Raw genomic sequence first — 21,740 nt, 5'->3', positions numbered from 1 at the left:
GAAGTCCGTGCATGGAGAGTGTTGTTACTGAATCTAGCTTAGTTTCGGCCTTGATGGATACTCCCGTGCCTAATGCCCATTCGGACAGAAAGCTTCAGCTCTAAATCCGATAAGCTTACTTTTGCGTCACTCCGATCTGTTGCGCAGTGGGGAAGCGGAAAAAACTAAACCATACCGCTGCGATATCCACCTTATCGAGTTGTCCTGAAAAATTAGGCCACCACAATCAATCCTGGGTATGGACGACGCTTAGGTATTTTTTTGCTGCTAAACCTTGCTTGGCGATGCCTAAATGTGACGGAAGACGATGTATTCAAAATCTTCCTACCCTGCTTGCCTCATGCCTCTTACAATCATGCTAATAAGTAAGCATGTTGCTCGAATGAATAGGAATGGAAGATGAAGTCGACTCCGAAACGCCCCAACTCCCTGCCACAACGGGAAGGCGTTACGCCCAGTCATTTATCGTTCCCGGTCGTTGGAATCGGCGCCTCGGCGGGCGGTCTCAATGCGCTGAAAACATTTTTTGAGCAGATGCCTGCCGACAGTGGCATGGCGTTTGTCATTGTCCTTCATCTGTCTCCCAATCACGAAAGTGTGGCCGATCAGATTCTTCAGGACTGCACATCGATGCCCGTCCGCCAGGTCAATGATCCGTGCCCCATCGAACGCAATAATGTCTACGTGATATCGCCTGCCAGTCAGCTATCGATGAACGATGGCTATCTGCGGGTGATCCCCACCAATCGGCCGGTGGGTAGCCATGTGGCAATTGATCTGTTTTTCCGGGATCTGGCTGATGTACACAAAGAACATGCTTTCTGCATCGTGCTGTCAGGCACTGGCAGTGATGGCGCTGTCGGGCTGTCCAGGATCAAGGAGCAGGGGGGCGTAACCATTGTGCAAGCGCCTTCAGACGCTGAATTCGACGGCATGCCGCAAGCGGCCATCGCGACACTTATGGTCGATGTGGTGCTGCCCGTCGCCGAAATACCGCAAAAAATTCTCGAACTGTGGCGCAACTCGCTGACCATTACATTGCCTGAGCCGCACGATATGCAGATGCCATCAGATACCCCAGAGAAAGAGCGCGCTTTAGCCGAGCAGACTCTGCAGGATATTCTGTTGCTGCTGCGCAACCGCACGGGACACGACTTCAAGCATTACAAGCGCGCCACGGTGCTGCGACGTATCGAGCGTCGCCTGCAAGTGACAGCGCAACCGGATCTGCCGACCTATTTCAATTATCTGGAAAACAATCCCGAAGAAGCCAGCAACCTGCTTGGCGATATGCTGATTGGCGTCACCAACTTTTTCCGTGACCGGGAAGCCTTCGAGGCGTTGGAGCGCCATGTGCTGACTCCACTGATGGGCAGTGAGCTGGAAAAACCCAAGCGCGAAGAGGTTCGCATCTGGTCGGCAGGTTGCTCGACCGGTGAAGAGGCCTACAGCCTGACGATCCTGTGTACCGAGCATCAGAAGCTCGAAGCCAACCCGGTCAAGGTGCAGGTGTTCGCCACGGACATTGATGAGCGAGCCATTGCCACCGGGCGTGCTGGCCAGTATCCCGAAGCCATTCTTACGGACGTGCCGCCGACCCGACTGCGCCAGTACTTCGTCAAGGAAGGCGAGCGCTTCAAGGTGCGCAAGGAAATCCGCGAGAAGGTTCTTTTCGCCAATCACAGCCTGCTGTCCGACCCGCCGTTTTCACAGATCGACCTGATCGTCTGCCGCAACCTGCTGATCTATCTGGAACGGGAAATTCAGCGCGACATCCTGCAGATGTTCCATTTCGCTTTGCGCCCTGGCGGCTATCTGTTTCTCGGTTCGTCCGAATCTGCAGACGCCTGCCCTGATCTGTTTACGCCAGTCGATAAGCGCAACCGTATTTTCCGTGCCAAGGCGGGGACCGCCAGCCGGCGTACGCCAACGATGCCGCGCGGCGGTTTCACTTCGTTCAACATGTCTGTGCCGCCGCCCATGGTGCCGGTAACGCGCAAAGTGGCTTACGCCGATATTCATCAGCGCGCGCTGGAACAGCGTTTACCGCCGAGCCTGATCGTCGATGCCAACGCCGATATTCTGCACATGAGCGAAGGGGCTGGACGGTTTCTGCGTTATATCGGTGGCGAGATGAGTCGCAACGTATTGGGGCTGGTCATGCCCCAGTTACGCCTGGAATTGCGCACGACACTATTCCAGGCGCAGCAGAGCGGTAAAGCGACCGTGTCACGGAAAATTCGCATCCAGGATCCACAAGGCGATTATTTCGTCGACATCATGGTGCAGCCGCACAAGGACGAGATTTCCGAACAGGACGTGCGCTTGATCGTGTTCAGTGTCTCGCAGATCGAGGCCGGACCAGGTTTCGAATTGAACCTGCAGACCGAAAACCAAGTGCTCACCAGCCTGGAAAACGAGTTGCAACGTACCAAAGAGCATTTGCAGGAGACGATCGAACACTCGGAGACTTCCAGTGAAGAGCTCAAGGCCTCCAACGAGGAAATGCACGCTATCAACGAGGAGTTGCGCTCAGCCACCGAAGAGCTGGAAACCAGCAAGGAAGAGCTGCAATCGATCAACGAAGAGTTGTTGACGGTCAACTACGAACTGAAAACCAAGGTCGAAGAAACCGACAAAATCAATGACTACCTGGCGAACCTTATCGCATCGACCGACATTGCGACGGTCTTCGTTGATCGCAACATGCATATCCGCTGGTTCACTCCGCGCGCGACAGACATTTTCAGCATGTTGCCGGTCGATACCGGGCGCTCGTTGCTCGACATCACCCATCGCCTCAACTACCCGCAACTGGCGGACGATGCGACTTCGGTGTTCGAGTCGCTGAACATGATGGAGCGGGAGGTCAGCAGCATCGATCACCGTTGGTATATCGCACGCCTGTTGCCTTACCGCTCCAGCGAAAACCACATCGACGGTACGGTGTTGACGTTCATCGATATCACCAAACGCCGCGAGGCCGAAGAAGATTTGCGTCTGGGTCAGGAACGCATGCGCCTGGTGGCAGAGAGCACGCACGACTTCGCGATCATCATCCTTGATGAACAGGGGCTAATCACTGACTGGAATACCGGTGCAGAGCTGATCTTCGGTTACAAGAGCACTGAAGTCATCGGCATCTACTACGACTTGTTGTTCTCGCCCGAAGACCGCAAAGCCGGGGTTCCTGAAAATGAATTGCGTCAGGCTCGTGAACACGGGCGCGGCGAGGATGAGCGCTGGCATGTGCGCAAAGACGGCAGCCGTTTCTATTGCAGCGGCGAAGTGACCTTGTTGCGGGCGGAAACGGACATGGGCTACGTCAAAATCGCCCGTGATCTGACCGGCCATAAACGATTGCATGAAGAGCAAAGCAAGAAGCTGGCGGAAAACCAGGTTTCCAGCCACATGAAGGACGAGTTTTTCGCCGTCATGTCGCACGAGTTGAAACACCCGCTCAACCTGATTCAATTGAATACCGAAATCCTGCGTCGCCTGCCTTCGGTGCGCAGCGCGGAAAAGGCCAGTAAAGCCGTTTCGACCATCAGTGACGCCGTCGCCAGCCAGGCACGCATCATTGATGATCTGCTGGATGTGGCACGGATTCGTACCGGCAAACTCAAGCTCAAGACGCAGTTGCTGGATCTGGCGATTATCGTGCGTGACATCCATGCCGTTGTCGTGGAGGAATACCCCGGCGCCGAGATCACCCTTGACGCGCCGTCAACCGACGTTTCAGTGCCGGTCGAGGGCGATCCCACACGGCTGGAGCAGATCATCTGGAACCTGCTGCACAACGCTCTGAAGTTCACCCAGCAGAATGCCCGTATCCAGATGATTCTTGGCGTGAACGACGGTCACGCACGGCTGCAAATCATCGACAACGGCATCGGATTGGCACCGGCGGACATCGAACATGTTTTCGATCTTTTCAACCAGGCCAAGCCGAGAACGAACAGTCATCAACGCGATGGCTTGGGCATCGGCCTTTCGCTCGTTCGCCAACTCGTACAGGCCCATGACGGCTCGGTCGGCGTCAAGTCCGCAGGACTCGGCCACGGTTGCGCTTTCACCGTCTTGCTCCCGCTGTCGGATCAAACCATCGATGTCGATCAGAATGAACCCAAGGCCGAGCAGAAAGGCCGGCTAAAGGGTCTCAAGGTCTTGCTGGTGGACGACTCTCCAGAAGTCGTCGATGTCATGCGCATGTTGCTTGAGATGGAAGATGCGCTGGTCAAGTCTTTCAGTGAACCCTTGCTTGCCTTGCGCAATGCGACGGATGAGCATTACGACATCATTTTGTCCGACATAGGCATGCCGGTCATGGACGGACATGAGCTGATTCAGGCGTTGCGTCAGACCAAATTGCACAAATTTACCCCGGCGATCGCTTTGACGGGTTATGGCGTGGCGGCTGAAGTACAGAAAGCCAGAACTTCAGGCTTTGATCGGCACTTGAGCAAGCCGGTGCAATATGAAGAGTTGGTAGAAACAATCGAGGAACTGTGTAGCAGCATGCTGAAGTGAGTGATGCAGACGTTTCATGTATTGGCAAGGCAATGAGGATCGTGTGTCGATGATCCTCATGTCTCCTGTAATAAATGGTCTACCACTTGCGCCAGTGCGAGCGGCGTCGGGAGTCTGTCATTCAGCCCTTGGCGAAAGATTTTCCGTTGACGATCGGCACTCGTGCCGGCGGCAATCATCTCGCGTACCTGATCAAAGATGTCATGCATCTGCATCCGCTCAGCGGTAGAGCCCATGACCTGATCGGCATGTTCCAGCCACTGTGCGATGGAAAAAGTCTGCTCGTGGCCTTCGATGAGAAAGGCGCCCTGAAGGCCCGAGCGTTTTGCTCTCCAGCGGTTTTCCTCAAGCAGGATTCGTGAGGTCGGCGTGTACGAAGCACCCGGTAGCTTCTGCTCCAGGGCGTAGGCAATCAGCAATCGATAAAGCGAGGCGAGGGTAAGGGCATCGGCCAGACGGGGACAGGCGTCGGTCATGCGCAATTCCAGTGTGGGGAATCTGGCGCACGGGCGCAGTGCCCACCAGCATTCGCTCGGTCGCTTGATGATGCCTGTGCGCATGAGCAGGGCAATGTGAGTGTCGTAATCGTGCTGACCGGCAAACAGCGGAGGAATGCCCATGCGCGGCCATTCATCGCACAGCGTCTGGCGGAAACTCATGAAGCCGCTGTCCGCACCGTCCCAGAATGGCGATGAACAACTCAAGGCCAGCAACAGGGGCGTCCAGGGCAAGACCTCGTTCATGACTTGTACCCGGTCGACAGGGGCGGTCACCTCGACATGTACATGCAGCCCTGATAACACGCTGCGGTGGGCAACATGGCCGTAGTTGCGGAAGATCTGCTGGAAGTGTTCTTTATCGGTCGGCATCTGCGTTCGCCAATCGGCGAGCGGGTGACTGCCGACGCTGATGGCGCTCAGTCCATACGGCTGCAGGCTGCGGCTCACGGCCTCGCGGGCGCCGGCAAGGTAATCGGTGGCCTGGCCCAGAGTAGTGAAAATCGGCGAGGCGACCTCGATCTGTCCCTGAAACATTTCAAAAGCAAAGTGTTCGCCCAGCGCATCCCGGCATGCCTGGATGGCCCCACGGCAGGGCTGACCCACCATGACACGGGACGCCAGATCAGTGATGAAGTATTCCTCTTCGATGCCGAATCGCGGGCCTTCGCTCATGACCATGCTCCTGGTGGTACGCCAGCCGGGCGCCTAGTGATAATCGTCACCGGCGATTGCACGCAGATAGGCCTGATCGGCCTCGATACGCAGGTCTCTCCACTCTTCCCATGTCACGATTTGCTGACGATGCATCTCATCGCACTGGCGCAATAATTCATCGTGGTAGTCATTCGGGCAGTCCATGCGCAAGAGCTGGTTGTCCAGTGCGCAATACCAGCAGTCGAGTGCCTGAAGCTTCATTTCTTGTGTGGCTGTGAGCAGATTCTTGAAGGCGTTCATGGCGAGGGTCTTCCATGGGCTGTTTCAACGTTGAGCACCTGCCTCGCTGTGGCGTTCAGCGAATCCGACGGGAGGAGGGCGTGACGCTCAGGCTACCTGGATGTACACGCTCCAGAATCCGAGCACTATCCAGAACGTTGCGAAAATCCACGGCGTGCGCACCGAAAACAACAGTGCTTTGCGATAGCCCTTGTGAGTCGACTCACGTTCGCTGAACAGCGGCGATTCGTCGTACGCCAGGCCCATCAGCGGCTCGCTGCGCAGCAACTGACTCTGCTTGAAATACCAATGGTCGATGATGTCATACGCCGCCCGAATACCGGGCCATGCGTTGAGTGAGCTGAGTAATCCCAGCAGCGCGAGAAAGGGTGGCACCGCGAGGGTGAACAGCTTGCCCCACTCGGGGTTGAGATTGCCCATGCTGGATGCAAAAGCGATCACCAGAAAAGACTGGGCGGCAAGATAGGCGTCGGTACGGTTGGCCAGGATGCTGGTCTCGTACTGGATTTCACGACGATAGAAATCCAGTCGCTCTTTTGGCGAGCCGAACATCTTGGCGTTGTGTTCCGTGAGTTCGCTTTCACTGGTCTGGCTGGTGAGGATTCTTGGCAAAGCGGCGTGTCCTGTTCAATGAATGGATCGGCACAATTCAGCCTTTGCTGTGTTCCGGTGAAGAAGGTCCTTTGGTGACGCCTCGGGGTCCCGTGATGCCCCAGATGAGCGCTCCCACTATCGGCAGCAGCAGAACAAGTGCCGACCACCAGATTTTGCTCAACATAGGGCTGTCGCTTCTGAACACGCTATTGATGATCCATAAATCGAGCAGCAGGACGATCACTGCGCCGCCGATCAGAAAATATGTGGTTTCCATGCTGCACCTCCATCGGTTGTAAAGGTTTTGGGGGGAGGCGGCGAGCAAAGGTTCAGCCTGAATGACTACCGGGTTCGCAACGTTCAATGCGCCGCTGCCGCTCATGCAAATAAAAGGAATTTTCCCTGAGCCTTTTCCTCTCCTGTGTATGACGTTCCATTTGTCGCCTTCACAGGGGATAGCTCCATGACATCGATAGAGTGCCCGAGCACCATGCCTGTCGCGCTTCACGAGAGACCGAACCATCCGAATCGTGAGATCTACGAAAAACTGCTCAAGCATGATCCTGAGGCCAGCACCATTGCCTATGCCTTTGTGAAGCAGCATCTGGCGGCCGCACGAGACATTGCCAATGAGTTACCTGCCGATCCCGAGCAACTCTTTCAGTGGTCGGAGGCCCGTTGTGCCGCCGTCGCCGCGCAATACGCGAGCTACCTCGCGTCTCGGCAGGCGGGAGAAGGGCGCCGCTATTTTCAGAACAAATCCCATGCCCTGTACTTTGTGCAGCATGTCGGACCGACGAAATTGGTCGATGGCGCCTGGTTGGCGGGTGTGCTGAACCACTGGCAAGACGTTCGCTTCGATCACTTGCAAGAGATCTATCTCGAAGAGCTGGGCGAGGGCGTGCCGAGGCAGAACCATGTGCTGATCTATCGTCAGCTATTGGCTGAGCATGCCTGTGATGATCTGTCGGACCTTGGCGATGAGTACTTTCTGCAAGGCGCAATACAGCTGGCGTTGGGGCATTGCGGCGATTCGTTGTTGCCCGAAGTCATCGGCTACAACCTTGGCTACGAGCAATTGCCGCTGCACCTGTTGATCAGCGCTTACGAACTGCGTGAATTGGGCATCGATCCGCATTACTTTCGCCTGCATGTGACCATCGACAACGCCAGCACCGGGCACGCCCACCGCGCCGTGCAGGCTCTGCATGACTTGCTGCCTGCGGGGGAACAGCGAGCCGCACTCTATCGGCGCATGACGTTGGGCTACCGGCTGAACGATCTCGGACTGGGCTCGACTGCAGTGATCCAGGGGTTCGACTTGCAGCATGAAGTGCTGAAAATGCTGGAGCGTAAATGCATATTCGGTCGGCATATGCATTCCGATTACTGCCGGATCGAAAACCGCACCGTCAATCAGTGGCTGGCGACGCCGGGTCACATGGGGGCTTTTCTCGACGCATTGATCCGCAAAGGCTGGATCAAGCGCGGCGAGGATCCGGTCGATAGCCGCTTCTGGCAATTGATCGATGGCAGTTCGGCGGTGATGTTCGGGGTGTTCAGCGCCTACGAAAAACAGCTGATACATGACTGGATCGCCGACGGCTGGGAGGACGCTAAACAGCGTGCGCGAGTGTTGCACAAGCCTGCCCGCGAGGACGTCGGGCAGGCCAGCGACAGCGAAACCCTGACCCTGCAAAAGACCCTGGAAACGCAGTCGCCGCTCGAGCAACTGAAAACCCTGATCCCCTGGCTGGCGCCACAACGTCACTGGCGCCCTGCAGGACTTTACGCCACGCGCCGATTCATGCATTTGCGCAAAGTCCTGCGCTGAACATCCCGGAGGTTCCATGACAGCACAACAGCGGGTCGATCGCGAATTGCTTGAGCTGGGCATGCGCTTGCGCAAGAACGGTTACCGGTTCATCACCCCGACGCCTTTGACCCACGAGCGGGTTATGCAACGGGCGGACCGGCCCTTGGCGATGGATCAGCGCGATGTCTTCGGCTGGTCGATGCCCTTCGATAAAGGACTATTTTCGGCTGAACAATTTCAGGCGCTGGAGCGCGCTGGAATACTTGAGCAACAAGGCGCGCTGTGGCGCAGCACGGTTCGCTGGTCGTCGTTGAATGACCTGCTGTTCGTGCATTCAGCCTATCCCACCAGCCAGAGTGATGCGGTGTTTTTCGGTCCGGACACTTATCGGTTTGCCCGGGTCATCGAGGCCCATCTGCAACGGCGAACGGTTCCGGCCCAGCGCGCGGTAGATATCGGTTGTGGGGCCGGCGTTGGCGCAGTGCTGATTGCCCGAGCGCAACCTGAGGCTCAGGTGGTCGCGGTCGACATCAACCCGCATGCGTTACGCCTGAGCGCCGTCAATGCCGGGTTGGCCGGCACCGATAACATCGCCATCTACCACAGCGATCTGTTGGCGAGTGTCGAAGGCCAGTTCGATCTGGTGGTAGCCAATCCCCCCTACATGAACGATCAACAGCAACGTGCCTACCGGCACGGCGGCGGCGCTTTGGGCGAAGCACTGTCGGTGCGCATCGTGCGCGAGGCGCTGCCACGCTTGAAGGCGGGGGGCACGCTGCTGCTGTACACCGGTGTCGCCATGCTGCACGGCGCGGACCCTTTTCTGGCCCAGGTTGAAGCGTTGCCGGGCACTGATTTCAGTTGGACTTACGAAGAGCTTGATCCGGACGTCTTCGGTGAAGAGCTGCTTAAACCTGGCTACGAACAGGTCGAGCGCATTGCCGTAACCCTGCTCACGGTTACTCGCAACTAATCGAAACTTCGCTGTCCGCCGGGCTGTCCAGACCTTTACATCTTCCGGGTCTGCCTGCGCTACAGGCGTGCCGGGGAAGCCATTCGTAATGCGAAAGCGAGGTTGGACATGACAGCCACAGTGGGCGATTTTCTGGTCGAGCGGCTCAGCCAATGGGGCGTGACACGAATCTTTGGTTATCCGGGGGACGGCATCAACGGGGGCTTCGGCGCGCTGAGCCGTGCGCAGGGCAAGATCGAGTTCGTGCAGGCCCGACATGAAGAAATGGCCGCGTTCATGGCCTCGGCCCACGCCAAGTTCACGGGTGAACTGGGCGTATGCATCGCAACCTCAGGCCCCGGCGCATCGCACTTGATCACCGGTCTGTACGACGCCCGACTCGATCACATGCCGGTGCTGGCGATCGTTGGTCAGCAAGCGCGTACGGCGCTGGGCAGCCACTATCAACAGGAGCTGGACCTGGTTTCGATGTTCAAGGACGTCGCCGGGGCTTTTGTGCAGCAGGCTTCGGCACCTGCACAGGTGCGCCATCTGCTGGATCGTGCGGTGCGCACGGCGATTGGCGAGCGGCGGGTGACCGCACTGGTCCTGCCGAATGACTTGCAGGATATCGAGTACAAGGCCCCGGCGCGAGCACACGGAACGGCACATTCCGGGGTCGGTTACAGCAAGCCGAAAGTGCTGCCTTATGATACGGATCTGCAACGCGCGGCCGAGGTGCTGAACGCGGGCGAGAAGGTGGCGATTCTGGTGGGTGCCGGTGCGCTGGGGGCGAGTGATGAAGTGTTTGCGATTGCCGAAAAACTTGGTGCCGGGGTCGCCAAGGCACTGCTCGGCAAAGCCGTGTTGCCGGATGAATTGCCCTGGGTCACCGGCAGTATCGGTCTGCTCGGCACCGAGCCGAGCTACAAGCTGATGACCGAATGCGACACCCTGCTGATGATCGGCTCGGGCTTTCCCTATGCCGAATTCTTGCCCAGAGAGGGCCAGGCGCGCGGAGTGCAGATCGACTTGCAGCCCGACATGCTCGGCCTGCGCTATCCGATGGAAGTCAACTTGGTGGGTGATGCCGCCGAAACCCTCGCGGCGCTGGCACCGCTACTTGAACACAAATCCCGACGCAAATGGCGCAAAAAGATCGAGGGCTGGCGCGCCACTTGGGAAAAAACGCTTGAGAAACGCGCCATGGCCAAGGCCGATCCGGTCAATCCGCAACGGGTGGTGTATGAGTTGTCTCCACGCTTGCCCGAGCAGGCCATCATCACCAGTGATTCCGGCTCTTGTGCCAACTGGTTCGCCCGTGACCTGAAAATCCGCAAAGGCATGAAGTGCTCGCTCTCCGGTGGCCTGGCCTCCATGGGCGCGGCCGTGCCGTATGCGATAGCGGCAAAGTTCGCCTTCCCGCAGCGGCCGGTGATTGCCCTGGTCGGCGATGGCGCGATGCAAATGAACAACATGGCCGAACTGATAACGGTCGCCAAGTACTGGCGACAGTGGGACAGCCCGAAATGGATCTGCGCGGTGTTCAACAACGAGGACTTGAATCAGGTCACTTGGGAGCAACGCGTCATGGAGGGTGATCCGAAGTTCGTCGCCTCGCAGAGCATTCCGGATGTGCCGTACCACCTGTTCGCCATTTCCATCGGTCTCAAGGGTATTTTTGTCGATCGCGAAGAAGACGTGGCCGCTGCCTGGGAGCAGGCGCTGGCCTCGGACGTACCGGTGGTGATCGAGTTCAAGACTGACCCGAACGTGCCGCCGCTGCCACCGCATATCAAATTGGAACAGGCAAAAAAATTCGCCACCACGCTGCTCAAGGGCGATCCCGACGAAGCCGGTGTCATCGTGCAAACGGCCAAACAGGTGCTGGGAGCGGTATTGCCCGGCAAGGCCAAATAGCGAGGTCAACTTCGGCCCATGGACACTCTCGACTCCGCGCTCATGGCCGCGCGAATCCAGTTCGCGATCACCATCGGTTTTCATATCGTACTGGCAGCCTTCACCATTGGTCTGGCGAACGGTCTGATGGTGCTGGAGGCGTTGTGGCTCAGGAGCGGACGCGAGATCTACCTGGATATCTACCGCTACTGGCTCAAGGTGTTTGCCTTGACCGTAGCGGTCGGGACGGCGTCCGGGCTGATTCTGGAGTATCAGTTCGGCCTGAACTGGTCGCGGCTCTCGGTTCAGGCCGGCGATATTCTCGGGCCGTTGATGTTCTATGAAGTCCTTGCGGCGTTTTTTCTCGAGGCCGGGTTCCTAGGCATCATGTTGTTCGGCTTGAAGAAGGTAGGTCCACGTTTGCATTTTTTTGCGACTTGCGCGGTGGCGGCCGGGTCGCTGTTCAGTGCGTTCTGGATTCTCTCGGCCAACTCGTGGATGCACACCCCAGCGGGCTTTTCCCTTGGCCCGGACGGTCGATTTCTTGCCGAGGACTGGTGGGCGATCATTTTCAATCCGTCGTTTCCCTATCGCCTGGTGCACATGACGCTTGCTGCGTTTCTTGGTACCGCGACACTGGTGGCGGGAATCAGTGCCTGGCAGTTGCTGAAGGCTGCCCACAACCCTCGGGTGCGCGTGCAATTATCCATGGCGTTGTGGGTGTTGGTGGTGCTGACACCGGTGCAAATCGTCGTCGGCGATCTGCATGGCCGGCATAGCCAGCAAGTGCAGCCGCAAAAAGTGGCGGCGATAGAAGGCTCCTGGACGCGTCCGCCCGAGGGTGCCGGCGAGCCGCTGCGGATTTTCGCCTGGCCCGACATGAATGAGCGACGCAATCACTGGGAACTGTCCATTCCACGTATCGGCTCGCTGTATCTGCGTCACGACTGAGTGGGACCATCGCTGCACTCGACGAGTTCGCGCCGCAGGATATTCCGCCGGTGGCGCCGGTCTTCTTTGCGTTTCGGCTGATGGTCGGCCTGGGTCTGTTGATGCTCGGGCAGGGGGTGGCTAGTCTGCTGCTGCGCTGGCGCAAGCGGTTGTACATTTCCCGCCGCTGGTTATGGGCTTGCGTTTTGATGACGCCGGCAGGGTTCCTGGCCATGCTCAGTGGCTGGACGGTGACCGAAGTGGGGCGCCAGCCGTTCACCGTGTATGGACTGCTGCGTACCGCGGACAGCCTGTCATCGGTATCGCGTGCGCAAGTGGTCGGGTCGACCTGGCTGATTCTCGGGTTCTATCTGCTGGTATTCGCGATCGGGTTATGGGTGTTGCTGCGCCTGCTGCGTGAACCCCCGCACCGAGGCGAAGCCGGACCGCAGCCGACGCTGCCCGACGAAACCGGGGGGTCCTGAGGAAAGGCCATGGACACTGACATTACGACCCTGCTGTGCGCGGCAGCCCTGGCGTTCTCGGTCATGAATTATGTGCTCCTTGACGGCACCGACCTGGGAGTAGGCGTGCTGCTGGGTCTGACCCGCCGCAGCGATCACAGGCGGGCGATGGCAGTCAGTATTCTGCCGATCTGGGACGCCAATGAAACCTGGCTGGTACTTGGTGGTGGCGGGTTGCTGGCGTTGTTTCCGCTCGCCTACGCGATCCTGCTGCCGGCGTTGTATCTGCCGTTCATCCTGATGTTCCTCGCACTGATTCTGCGCGCGATGGCCCTGGAGTTCCGTGATCATGCACCAAACGAGCGGTTGAAACGCGCAGTCGACGGCGTGCTGCTGGGCGGTTCGCTGTTGACGGGTGTGGCGCAGGGCGTGGTGCTGGGCACACTGGTGCAGGGTGTACCTAATCAGGGTGGGCAGTACACCGGCAACGGCTGGGAGTGGTTTGGGCCGTTTCCGTTGTTCTGTGGCCTGGTGCTGGTGTGCGGCTATGCGTGGCTGGGTGCATGCTGGCTGTACTGGCGCACTGTCGATGAACTGCAGCAGCACGCCACACGTCAGGCGCGCGTGCTGGCGCTGGTGACTGTCGGGCTGTTGATCGTACTGGTGGTGTGGACGACAACGTTGCACGGGCAATATGCCCGGCGTTTCGCATCGCCGATGATCGGGTTGCCGGCGGGGCTGGCGCTGGTCGGGCTGTTGGCGGGCTTCATCTGGGGATTTCGCAGCCGATTTCACGGCATGCCGTTGTTCGCGGCGTTGGGCGTCTTTGTCCTCGCGTTCGGTTTGATGCTGGCCGCGTTGTATCCGCTGATCATCCCGCCAGAACTGACTCTGCAAGCGGCCACGTCGAGTGCGCATAGCCAGATATTCATGCTGGTGGGTTTCGCGGTGCTGGTGCCGGTTACCCTGGTCTACAACACCTACGGCTTTCGGGTCTTCAGCGGCAAAATCCGTGTGCCGCCGCACCACTGAAACCCTTGTGTGGTGAGGTGATTTTTCCCCGCCACGCGGCTCTTATACTGTCCCTTTAATCATGAGTGATAGCCCGAAGCCATTCTTGCGAGATGAGTATGAGTGACTGATCATCCCGCCAAACTTTTCGCGGGTAATAATATGGACAAACAACTGGCTGGATACTCCATCGTGTTAACAATTGTCTGGGTATCAGTCGTTCTCTTCGTCATGTACACGATAGCCAATTAAGTTTAGGGCCGTCGTGAGCGGCGGTTTCCTCTCGCTCCCGGAATACGGGGGGCTAGTCTAAAAAACCAAGATGACGCATGTAAGCTCAATGGCCCACTATTCGATGTGAAAATTGTACATAGTTGAATTTTGTGTATAGATTTTTGGGATCTATTCAACTTTCGATAAGTTGTCCGACAATCTTTCTGAATTTTCTCACTCAACCTGCATCACTTGCTATGAGCATAAGGAGAACCTCATGAGCCAGGTTGAGTTATTTGTGATCGAGTACATGCTTCATGGGGATCGGAAAACATTCATTATCCGCACCAGTGAGATGAACAATGCTCACGCTTGGCAGTGGGCCAGTTGCGATGCAGGTATTGCGCCGATCCCCAAGCCGGGACGCGCGCCACTCAGGCGCATGACCAGACCTATGGCCGAGCGCTTTGGTATCACTGAGGTGCAATGGCGACCAGGCACTGCCCTCATTTGGGAAGAGGCAGGAGATCGATGAGCGATAATAGTCTGCGGCTCAGCACCAGCCAGGCGTGGGACGCCGAGATTGCACGTAACACTGAAATGTTTCGCGAGGCGGATCGATTGGAGGAGGAGGCCTACCGGATCATTGAGGCCGGTTTGGATGAACCTGACGTCTGGAGCCGTTTCTCCGAGGCCAAGGCCTGGGCCGACGCAAAGCGTACGCAAGCTTATCGGGACTGGATACGCATTAAGCGGGCAATGATGAACAAGCCTGATTCTCGATGATGCAAAGGTACCGGCGACCGGATCCTCAGCATACGGTGATCATTCGACGGCGAAGATCCGGCGATGATGGTTTCGGTACATTTCACGATGAACGTGGCATCCACGACGTTTACCGGCGGCGCGTTTCCTGCCGGGTTCCCTCGGCAAATCCATGTACCGCCATCCCGCTGATCCGGAATACGTGATGCAGAGTGAACTCACTGCGGCTGAGTCCTTCGGAACTTGAAGAGGCACTTCTTCAATTCCATCGCCAGAGGATTCCACCATGCGAGCAATGACCTACCACGGTGCTCATGATGTCAGAGTCGAAACCGTACCGGATCCGATTATCGAGGCACCGGACGACATCATCCTTCGAGTGACCGCCACAGCGATCTGCGGCTCGGATCTGCACCTGTACCGGGGCAAGATTCCGACCGTCGAGCACGGCGATATCTTTGGCCATGAGTTCATGGGCATCGTGGAGGAAACAGGCACGGCAGTCACCGCCGTGCAGCGCGGGGATCGGGTGGTGATCCCGTTCGTGATTGCCTGCGGTGACTGTTTCTTCTGCCAGCAGGAACTCTACGCGGCCTGCGAGACGACCAATACCGGCGCGGGCGCGGCTATGAACAAAAAGCTGATACCTCCGCCGGCCGCGCTGTTCGGCTACAGCCGAATGTACGGTGGCATTCCCGGCGGGCAGGCCGAACGGGTGAGGGTGCCGAAAGCCAACACCGGACCGTTCAAGGTGCCGGGAACGCTGGCGGACGAAAAAGTCCTGTTCCTTTCCGACATTCTTCCGACCGCGTGGCAGGCCGTGATCAATGCGGGCGTGGGGAAGGGTTCGAGTCTGGCGATTTATGGGGCCGGACCGGTCGGACTGCTCAGCGCAGCATGCGCCCGAATGCTCGGCGTCGAGCACATCTTCATGGTTGATCACCATCCCTATCGACTGGACTACGCGCAACGCACCTACGGCGTGATCCCGATCAACTTCGATGACGACGATGACGCGGCGGATACCATCATCAGCCAGACGCCGGGTAGCCGTGGTGTGGACGGCGTGATCGATGCGGTGGGATTCGAGGCCAAGGGCAGCACCACGGAAACCGTGCTGGCCACACTCAAGCTCGAAGGCAGCAGCGGCAAGGCGTTGCGTCAGTGCATCGCGGCGGTGCGCCGAGGGGGCGTAGTCAGTGTGCCGGGTGTGTACGCCGGGTTTATCCATGGGTTCCTGTTCGGCGACGCCTTTGACAAGGGCCTGACCTTCAAGATGGGCCAGACCCATGTGCAGCGCTATCTCCCGGAATTGCTGGGATATATCGAAACCGGGCGGCTGCAACCGGATGCAATCATCAGCCATCGACTCTCGCTGGAACAGGCGGCCGAGGGCTACAGGATTTTCGACAAGAAACAGGAAGACTGCCGCAAGGTCATCCTCACGCCGGGCGGCGGCGATATGCCGCTGGCCGAAGTGGACGGGACCGCACCGTTGGTGCCGGCCATATGATCAATCGGACCTGTGACGAGAGCACTCGCCACAGAAATCATTTAGCGGGAGAGGATCATGAAAACAATCTGTGCCTGTTTGGGACTTTGTTCAGTGTTGCTTTTGCAGGGCTGTTTCGAAGGTTCGAATGACGCTCCCAACAAGGATGGCGACAAAAGCAAGGCGTCGTTACAGATACAAAAGGACAAGCCTGCCGAGCAGGGTCAGTGATCGACTTTGCGAGGGCATAGACGCAACTGAACAGCGCTTGCGAAGGTCAACCGAACAGCAATGTTTTCGGGAACCTGAGATGTCCACCGCTAGAGGCACTGTTGATTACCTGCGCGAACATTCGCTGGTTCTGCCCACCGCCGAGCCCTGTAAGGCGGGCATGATTGTGATGTCGTTGTCCGAGGTGCAGGGCAGTGGTGAGGTTATCGAATGTGGTACGTCGTTTACTCGCCGTAGGCCAAACACCGGCTACGGAATACGCATTGGAAGGTATACAGCCCTTTCATTGCTGTGCAGTAGGGGAGGAGGGGCTGACCATGAGTGATGAAACCCACCATCCTGATCTGCGCAGCAGGGAAACGCCGATCCGTGAGGACATGGCGTATCAATTGAAGGTCTGGCGCTTCGAACGCTGCGGTTGGTATGTCCTGGTGCTGGTGGTGGCACTGGCCTTGGCGGGATTATTTTCCCGCGGTGTGATCAGCAGTCGGGACGTACGCTCGGAGGATGGCAATGTCCGGGTGAAGTATGAAATGTTCTACCGCAACGGCTCAACCAACTCGATGAAGATCAGCATGGCGGCAGCGCCAGAGTCGACGGTGGAACTTGAGCTGACCGGGGACCTGCTCGAAGGTTTCAGCATCGAGACCCTGCAGCCGCAACCGGTGCGCAGCCGCAGTTCGGCCAATGGTCTGCGCCTGTGGCTACAAGCCGACACCCGAGGCGACATCAGCCTGTATCTGACCTTGCGTGGCGACGGCCTGGGGCTGTTTCGTAGCCATATCAGTACGCCGAGCTCCAGCGGCGTGACGCTCTCTCAATTCATTTTTCCCTAGGTGCCCCATGGACTCGGTTCTGCGCGCGGCGGCCATGTATGTAGCGCTCATGGTGCTCTTCAAGATCGCCGGCAGGCGCTCACTGGCGGAGTTGACGACCTTCGATTTTGTGTTGCTGATGATCATTGGCGAAGCTACGCAACAAGCCTTGCTGGGGGATGACTTCTCACTCACCAACGCGATGCTGGTGATCGTGACGCTGATCGCCATCGATGTCGGCCTTTCCTTGCTGAAACAGCGCTCGGGATGGGTTTCCCGACTCATTGATGGCGAGCCGACGATCATTGTCGAGAACGGCAAACTGCTGCACCACCGGCTGCGCAACGCGCGGTTGGTGGAAGCGGACGTCATGGAGGCTGCCCGATCCAGTCAGGGGATTGAGAAGATCGAGCAGATCAAGTTTGCGATCATTGAGCGCAACGGGAAGATTTCAGTGATTCCCCAAGAGTCCTGAGTGGGCAATAACTAGATACACCAGCACCACGTCGCCGGATGTCGAGATCAGGAATTCAAAGACCTGGCCAAGGGCGAAATAAGTTGACTAGGATCGCCGCGAAACCGGCAGCAACACTGGCCAGAATAGCCCTGACCGGGACACCTGATATCGTCGTACCTTTCAGCGCGATGGGCGCATCACCGCGCTTTATCAACCGCCATTTTAGAGAGACGGTTCGGAATGTGAGGTCGCAGGGCGCCAAGCATCTCACCAAGTTCCTGCACATTCAGCTGAGTCGTCCTACATTTTTTTGCCCTGATCCTTGCTAGCGTGTTTGGCTTGGTTGAAAGACAAAGCGACATCGAACAATCAGGGAAGAGAAAGTGATGGGACACACGGTTACACACAAAGAGACGGCAGATTCACGGAATTCGTTGCGGCATCGTCTAGACGCAGTCGGTAGCTTTTTTGAGTTCGTGTATTTCAGTGTCGACGACAAAGCCTTAATCGATACGTCGCTGCACAAAATAGCTCTTTCCAAGCTCTACGAGGAGATTACGGCGAGCCAGCGTGAATGGCATCGAAGGATCGTCAATGAACTCCAAGTGGCTGACTACCCTGAGCCCTATATGATCTGGAATGTGGATGAAGCAGCTTGGAAAGCGCTCAATCGCAAGCAAATTGGCAAGCTCCTCAAAACTGATGACGGCAGTTCAGAACGCCCACCACTTTATGACGATTTCTGTAACTCACTTGACCTTTCAAAGTGTGATGAACTCGCATCATGCAGGCGAGCACTTTTTCGCGAATGGACCGAAGCGCTGGGACTTATAGAGTCCAACGACGTCGTTGTGCTGGACTGGAGCAGCACGATTGAGCCTGGGTCGCTGGATTGCTCAGAACAAAAAATACATACCGATTGGACAGATTTCTTCCTGGGCCGTCTGGTCAAGCGAGTGTGGTGTTTGACGATATGGAACCCAGAGAAACGCACAATGGCAGCATTGGCTGCCTGTACGGTCGAGCCCAGTCAAATCTATGCCTTAGCAACATGAGACCTTCCACAACTGGTCGAGTCGTGTCGTGTAGCTCTGGCTCATCAATTCTCGACGCATTGCCCATGTGGGATTAGCAGGGACGCTGGCAGTACGCAGTGTTCCCTTGCCCCATCGTTGATTGATCTGATCCAGCACGCTCATGACCTTGGTGGCCTCGACAGGTTGGGAGGTCGCGAACAGGTCGTCCGTGTATTCACCTGGCTGGCAAAGGTTGAGTAAGAGCACTTCAGCCTTGCTGTAGTTGAATCCCGGTCTGAACACGCAATCCAATGCGTCAACGGCGACCTTTGTCAGTAGCCTGACGTCGTCGGTTGGGTAGGGCAGATCAATCACGACGCCATTGGCATACTTTGCTTCCTCAGGATTGAACATGCCTGTACGTATGCTGACCCTGATCTTTTTGCATAGAGAGTTTTGCGCTCGCAACTTCTCTGTCGCTCGCTGCATGTAAGTGGCCACGGCCTCTTTGATCGGCGGCAACTCTTTGAGGCGCTGACCGAACATGCGGCTGCAGCAAATCTCTTGCTTGGGTGGGTCCGGCTCGTCTAATTCCAGGCAAGGCGTGCCAGCGAGCTCTCGGGCTGTTTTCTCGATGACCACACTGAAGCTTTTGCGCAGCGTCCATGGATCGGTCTTGGCCAGATCCATCGCTGTTTTAATGCCCATGCCGTCCAGGTGCAGTTTCATCTTCCTGCCTACTCCCCAAACCTCGGCGACGTCAGTGTTACGCAGTACCCAGTCCCGTTTCATCGGATCGCAGATGTTTACCACACCTCCAGTCTGAGCCTGCAGACGTTTTGCCGTGTGGTTTGCCAGCTTGGCGAGTGTTTTGGTGTGAGCAATTCCTACCCCTACCGGTATGCCAGTGGTGCGTAGCACTTGGCTGCGGATCTGCCGACCCAGGGTGTCCAGTTGCGTGATACCGGACAGATCAGCGAACGCCTCATCGATGCTGTAAACCTCCACCGCCGGCACCAAAGACTCGATGACCGTCATCACTCGTTCGCTCATGTCACCGTAGAGCGCGTAATTAGATGAGAAGGGAACGATGCCGTGCTGCTGGAGTTTGTGCTTGATTTGGAAATACGGCTCACCCATTTTCACAAACGGCTTGGCATCGGCAGATCGAGCGATAACACAGCCGTCGTTGTTAGACAGCACTACGATCGGCACCTTGGCCAAGTCTGGGCGAAACACCCGCTCACAGCTTGCGTAAAAGCTGTTGCAGTCGATGAGGGCGAAGACTGGGAGGGCTTTAGACATGACTGCGCACACTGCCGGTAATCACACCCCATATGGCCAACTCGTCTCCCTCAAGCACGTAGCGGGGTGGGAATTTGGGGTTTTCGGACATGAGGATCACGTCCTTATCGCGCAGGCATAGGCGTTTGCATACAGGATCGTTATTCAAGAGTGCGACCACAATGTGTCCGTGAGCGGGCTCGATGGAGCGGTCGACGATGGCGAGGTCACCTTCAAATATTCCCGCGCCCTGCATGCTTTCTCCGGTGATTGAGACCAGGTAGACGTGCGGTGCGCGAATGTTCAGAACCTCATCCAGTGAGATATGAGCCTCGATGTGATCCGCTGCGGGTGAGGGGAACCCTGCAGGAACACGGGAGAGGCAAAGGGGCAGTTTCCGGCCGCCCACAGCAATAGGGCCTAGGATTGAAAAGCTCATGACGCACGACTTCCGATACTGTACGAATGTACAGTTAATGATTTGGATGTGATTCGGTCAATTCAATGAGGAAAAATCTGACAGCCGGGGGCTGGCCGGCGAGCTATTCGGTTTGATTGAGGCGATAGACTCGTGCTGTTTCATTACCCATACAGATAGAGCAGATCATCGATGGTTTTCAGCTCTGACTCCGTCAGTTGCGTGCTGCTGTACCGTCTGATGCTTTCGAGCACACCTCTGATTGGCACAGGGCGGGAGGGATCCTTCGCGATTCCGAGCAACTGCTCATAGTCAGGATCTTTATTGTTGAGGTGGTTTTCTATCAGCTCTGTGAGCAGCAAGCGATGTTGCAGATCGGTTCGCACTGTATTTTCCGATAATGAATTACGCCATTCACCCATGAACTCAGATGCCTTTGGCGCGATGAGTACGGGCTTTTTCGTTAGCCGTTCGCACGTCTCTGAACGGCTGGGTTGCCATTTGGTTCTGCACCTGGGTTACCGCTTCGATCGAACTGCGCAAGAAGTTGCGCACTCATTTAGGTTTTTTGTTCCTCAAAATCGCTGTAGGCCACGGAGCTTAAGGCTTACAGCTAAGTGCGCAAGAAGTTGCGCAGTACTGCGCAACTTCTTGCGCACTTTTTCTGATTTTGGTCGTTCCCGAAGCTGAACCATCCCCTGGGTAAAGCCCTAAATCCTTGCTGCGTAATGGCTTTGTGATGGCTGGCACGGATTTTGATATCTCCGCTGACACCCGGGCAGGCAATGGTGCCTGTCGGTGATGTCTTTCAAGCAAGGAGCACTCCCCATGGCAACACCAGCGTACATGTCGGTTACCGGCGAAAAACAAGGTCTGATCACTGCCGGCGCCTTCACCGCCGACTCCGTGGGCAACACCTTCCAGGAAGGTCACGAAGACCAGGTCATGGTTCAGGCTTTCACCCACGACGTGATCATCCCGCGTGACCCACAATCCGGTCAGCCAACCGGTCAGCGCGTGCACAAGCCAGTCGTGATCACCAAGGTCTACGACAAGGCTTCGCCTCTGCTGCAAGCCGCTCTGACCTCCGGCGAGCGCATGAGCGAAATCGTTATCCAGTGGTACCGCACTTCGGCTCAAGGCACCCAAGAGCACTACTACACCACCAAACTGGAAGACGCGATCATCGTCGCCATCAACAACAAAATGCACAACTGCCAGGATCCAGGCAATTCGCACTTCACCCACCTGGAAGAAGTGCAGTTCACCTACCGCAAAATCACCTGGACCCACGAAGTATCCGGTACTTCGGGTTCCGATGACTGGCGTGCTCCAGTCGTTTAATCGCGGCTGACGGTTGTACCGCCCCGACCAGCACGATTGGTCGGGGCGCTTTTGC

General features: G+C 57.1%; 20 protein-coding genes and 1 pseudogene. 14 read left to right on the top strand and 7 right to left on the bottom strand.

Annotation, left to right across the window (positions count from 1 at the left end):
• Positions 1 to 399 precede the first annotated feature (399 nt).
• Positions 400 to 4,530 (top strand): CheR family methyltransferase, encoded by a 4,131-nt coding sequence (locus KVQ74_RS11270; protein ID WP_217831149.1) that lies wholly within the window; start codon positions 400 to 402, stop codon positions 4,528 to 4,530.
• 56 nt (positions 4,531 to 4,586) lie between these two features.
• On the opposite strand, the gene KVQ74_RS11265 is transcribed toward KVQ74_RS11270, so the two are convergent.
• The 4 genes from KVQ74_RS11265 to KVQ74_RS11250 all read right to left on the bottom strand — a co-directional run bounded on the left by KVQ74_RS11265 (position 4,587) and on the right by KVQ74_RS11250 (position 6,855).
• A complete protein-coding gene (locus KVQ74_RS11265; protein WP_217831148.1) occupies positions 4,587 to 5,702 on the bottom strand; it encodes a carboxylate-amine ligase in 1,116 nt (371 codons plus the stop codon).
• 33 nt (positions 5,703 to 5,735) lie between these two features.
• On the bottom strand, positions 5,736 to 5,984 hold the full coding sequence (locus KVQ74_RS11260; RefSeq protein ID WP_217831147.1) for a hypothetical protein: 249 nt from the start codon (positions 5,982 to 5,984) through the stop codon (positions 5,736 to 5,738).
• 87 nt (positions 5,985 to 6,071) lie between these two features.
• Complete coding sequence (locus tag KVQ74_RS11255; protein WP_217831146.1) at positions 6,072 to 6,596, bottom strand: hypothetical protein; 525 nt, start codon at positions 6,594 to 6,596, stop codon at positions 6,072 to 6,074.
• 37 nt (positions 6,597 to 6,633) lie between these two features.
• Entirely contained in the window at positions 6,634 to 6,855 is a 222-nt protein-coding gene (locus tag KVQ74_RS11250) for a PLDc N-terminal domain-containing protein (protein ID WP_217831145.1), read from the bottom strand.
• 186 nt (positions 6,856 to 7,041) lie between these two features.
• Here KVQ74_RS11250 and KVQ74_RS11245 point away from each other — a divergent pair, with 186 nt between their 5' ends.
• The 12 genes and pseudogenes from KVQ74_RS11245 to KVQ74_RS11190 all read left to right on the top strand — a co-directional run bounded on the left by KVQ74_RS11245 (position 7,042) and on the right by KVQ74_RS11190 (position 18,678).
• Complete coding sequence (locus KVQ74_RS11245; protein ID WP_217831144.1) at positions 7,042 to 8,412, top strand: iron-containing redox enzyme family protein; 1,371 nt, start codon at positions 7,042 to 7,044, stop codon at positions 8,410 to 8,412.
• Between the two features lie 16 nt (positions 8,413 to 8,428).
• Positions 8,429 to 9,367: a methyltransferase gene (locus KVQ74_RS11240; RefSeq protein ID WP_217831143.1), complete on the top strand. Its 939-nt coding sequence runs from the start codon at positions 8,429 to 8,431 to the stop codon at positions 9,365 to 9,367.
• A gap of 108 nt (positions 9,368 to 9,475) precedes the next feature.
• Positions 9,476 to 11,266, top strand: a complete 1,791-nt coding sequence (locus KVQ74_RS11235; protein WP_217831142.1) for a thiamine pyrophosphate-requiring protein — start codon at positions 9,476 to 9,478, stop codon at positions 11,264 to 11,266.
• An 18-nt stretch (positions 11,267 to 11,284) separates the two neighbouring features.
• Positions 11,285 to 12,660, top strand: a pseudogene (locus tag KVQ74_RS29395) (cytochrome ubiquinol oxidase subunit I).
• Positions 12,661 to 12,669: 9 nt separating this feature from the next.
• Entirely contained in the window at positions 12,670 to 13,671 is a 1,002-nt protein-coding gene (cydB, locus tag KVQ74_RS11225; RefSeq protein WP_217831141.1) for a cytochrome d ubiquinol oxidase subunit II, read from the top strand.
• Between the two features lie 469 nt (positions 13,672 to 14,140).
• Entirely contained in the window at positions 14,141 to 14,398 is a 258-nt protein-coding gene (locus KVQ74_RS11220) for a DUF6555 family protein (protein ID WP_217831140.1), read from the top strand.
• Positions 14,395 to 14,649 carry a hypothetical protein gene (locus KVQ74_RS11215; RefSeq protein ID WP_217831139.1) on the top strand — a complete coding sequence of 85 codons (255 nt, stop codon included), beginning with the start codon at positions 14,395 to 14,397 and terminating at the stop codon, positions 14,647 to 14,649. The genes KVQ74_RS11220 and KVQ74_RS11215 overlap by 4 nt, the downstream gene beginning before the upstream one ends.
• A 265-nt stretch (positions 14,650 to 14,914) precedes the next feature.
• Positions 14,915 to 16,141 carry a zinc-dependent alcohol dehydrogenase gene (locus KVQ74_RS11210; protein ID WP_217831138.1) on the top strand — a complete coding sequence of 409 codons (1,227 nt, stop codon included), beginning with the start codon at positions 14,915 to 14,917 and terminating at the stop codon, positions 16,139 to 16,141.
• Positions 16,142 to 16,198: 57 nt separating this feature from the next.
• Positions 16,199 to 16,351 carry a hypothetical protein gene (locus tag KVQ74_RS11205; RefSeq protein ID WP_217831137.1) on the top strand — a complete coding sequence of 51 codons (153 nt, stop codon included), beginning with the start codon at positions 16,199 to 16,201 and terminating at the stop codon, positions 16,349 to 16,351.
• A 317-nt stretch (positions 16,352 to 16,668) separates the two neighbouring features.
• Entirely contained in the window at positions 16,669 to 17,187 is a 519-nt protein-coding gene (locus KVQ74_RS11200; protein ID WP_217831136.1) for a hypothetical protein, read from the top strand.
• 7 nt (positions 17,188 to 17,194) lie between these two features.
• On the top strand, positions 17,195 to 17,641 hold the full coding sequence (locus tag KVQ74_RS11195; RefSeq protein ID WP_217831135.1) for a DUF421 domain-containing protein: 447 nt from the start codon (positions 17,195 to 17,197) through the stop codon (positions 17,639 to 17,641).
• Between the two features lie 368 nt (positions 17,642 to 18,009).
• Entirely contained in the window at positions 18,010 to 18,678 is a 669-nt protein-coding gene (locus KVQ74_RS11190) for a hypothetical protein (protein ID WP_217831134.1), read from the top strand.
• Here the strand turns inward: KVQ74_RS11190 and umuC are convergent.
• From umuC to KVQ74_RS11175, 3 genes are all read right to left on the bottom strand, one after another.
• Complete coding sequence (gene umuC / locus KVQ74_RS11185) at positions 18,667 to 19,944, bottom strand: translesion error-prone DNA polymerase V subunit UmuC (protein ID WP_217831133.1); 1,278 nt, start codon at positions 19,942 to 19,944, stop codon at positions 18,667 to 18,669. The genes KVQ74_RS11190 and umuC overlap by 12 nt on opposite strands.
• Positions 19,937 to 20,362 (bottom strand): LexA family protein, encoded by a 426-nt coding sequence (locus tag KVQ74_RS11180; protein ID WP_217831132.1) that lies wholly within the window; start codon positions 20,360 to 20,362, stop codon positions 19,937 to 19,939. The genes umuC and KVQ74_RS11180 overlap by 8 nt, the downstream gene beginning before the upstream one ends.
• Before the next feature lie 143 nt (positions 20,363 to 20,505).
• Positions 20,506 to 20,763: a hypothetical protein gene (locus KVQ74_RS11175; RefSeq protein ID WP_225929962.1), complete on the bottom strand. Its 258-nt coding sequence runs from the start codon at positions 20,761 to 20,763 to the stop codon at positions 20,506 to 20,508.
• Between the two features lie 406 nt (positions 20,764 to 21,169).
• On the opposite strand from KVQ74_RS11175, the gene KVQ74_RS11170 reads away from it, so the two are divergent.
• On the top strand, positions 21,170 to 21,685 hold the full coding sequence (locus KVQ74_RS11170; RefSeq protein ID WP_217831131.1) for an Hcp family type VI secretion system effector: 516 nt from the start codon (positions 21,170 to 21,172) through the stop codon (positions 21,683 to 21,685).
• Positions 21,686 to 21,740: the final 55 nt, after the last annotated feature.

It is taken from the genome of Pseudomonas botevensis, from assembly GCF_019145475.1.
In the GTDB taxonomy this organism is placed as follows: Bacteria; Pseudomonadota; Gammaproteobacteria; order Pseudomonadales; family Pseudomonadaceae; genus Aquipseudomonas; species Aquipseudomonas botevensis.
The sequence above is the reverse complement of the archived record's forward strand: the minus strand, read 5'-3'. Positions and strand labels throughout refer to the sequence as shown.

Coding starts and splice junctions, on each gene's coding strand:
- KVQ74_RS11270 (WP_217831149.1), top strand. CDS start 400: ATGAAGTCGACTCCGAAACGCCCCAACTCCCTGCCACAACGGGAAGGC.
- KVQ74_RS11265 (WP_217831148.1), bottom strand. CDS start 5,702: ATGAGCGAAGGCCCGCGATTCGGCATCGAAGAGGAATACTTCATCACT.
- KVQ74_RS11260 (WP_217831147.1), bottom strand. CDS start 5,984: ATGAACGCCTTCAAGAATCTGCTCACAGCCACACAAGAAATGAAGCTT.
- KVQ74_RS11250 (WP_217831145.1), bottom strand. CDS start 6,855: ATGGAAACCACATATTTTCTGATCGGCGGCGCAGTGATCGTCCTGCTG.
- KVQ74_RS11245 (WP_217831144.1), top strand. CDS start 7,042: ATGACATCGATAGAGTGCCCGAGCACCATGCCTGTCGCGCTTCACGAG.
- KVQ74_RS11240 (WP_217831143.1), top strand. CDS start 8,429: ATGACAGCACAACAGCGGGTCGATCGCGAATTGCTTGAGCTGGGCATG.
- KVQ74_RS11235 (WP_217831142.1), top strand. CDS start 9,476: ATGACAGCCACAGTGGGCGATTTTCTGGTCGAGCGGCTCAGCCAATGG.
- cydB (WP_217831141.1), top strand. CDS start 12,670: ATGGACACTGACATTACGACCCTGCTGTGCGCGGCAGCCCTGGCGTTC.
- KVQ74_RS11220 (WP_217831140.1), top strand. CDS start 14,141: ATGAGCCAGGTTGAGTTATTTGTGATCGAGTACATGCTTCATGGGGAT.
- KVQ74_RS11215 (WP_217831139.1), top strand. CDS start 14,395: ATGAGCGATAATAGTCTGCGGCTCAGCACCAGCCAGGCGTGGGACGCC.
- KVQ74_RS11210 (WP_217831138.1), top strand. CDS start 14,915: ATGCGAGCAATGACCTACCACGGTGCTCATGATGTCAGAGTCGAAACC.
- KVQ74_RS11205 (WP_217831137.1), top strand. CDS start 16,199: ATGAAAACAATCTGTGCCTGTTTGGGACTTTGTTCAGTGTTGCTTTTG.
- KVQ74_RS11200 (WP_217831136.1), top strand. CDS start 16,669: ATGAGTGATGAAACCCACCATCCTGATCTGCGCAGCAGGGAAACGCCG.
- KVQ74_RS11195 (WP_217831135.1), top strand. CDS start 17,195: ATGGACTCGGTTCTGCGCGCGGCGGCCATGTATGTAGCGCTCATGGTG.
- KVQ74_RS11190 (WP_217831134.1), top strand. CDS start 18,010: ATGGGACACACGGTTACACACAAAGAGACGGCAGATTCACGGAATTCG.
- umuC (WP_217831133.1), bottom strand. CDS start 19,944: ATGTCTAAAGCCCTCCCAGTCTTCGCCCTCATCGACTGCAACAGCTTT.
- KVQ74_RS11180 (WP_217831132.1), bottom strand. CDS start 20,362: ATGAGCTTTTCAATCCTAGGCCCTATTGCTGTGGGCGGCCGGAAACTG.
- KVQ74_RS11175 (WP_225929962.1), bottom strand. CDS start 20,763: ATGGGTGAATGGCGTAATTCATTATCGGAAAATACAGTGCGAACCGAT.
- KVQ74_RS11170 (WP_217831131.1), top strand. CDS start 21,170: ATGGCAACACCAGCGTACATGTCGGTTACCGGCGAAAAACAAGGTCTG.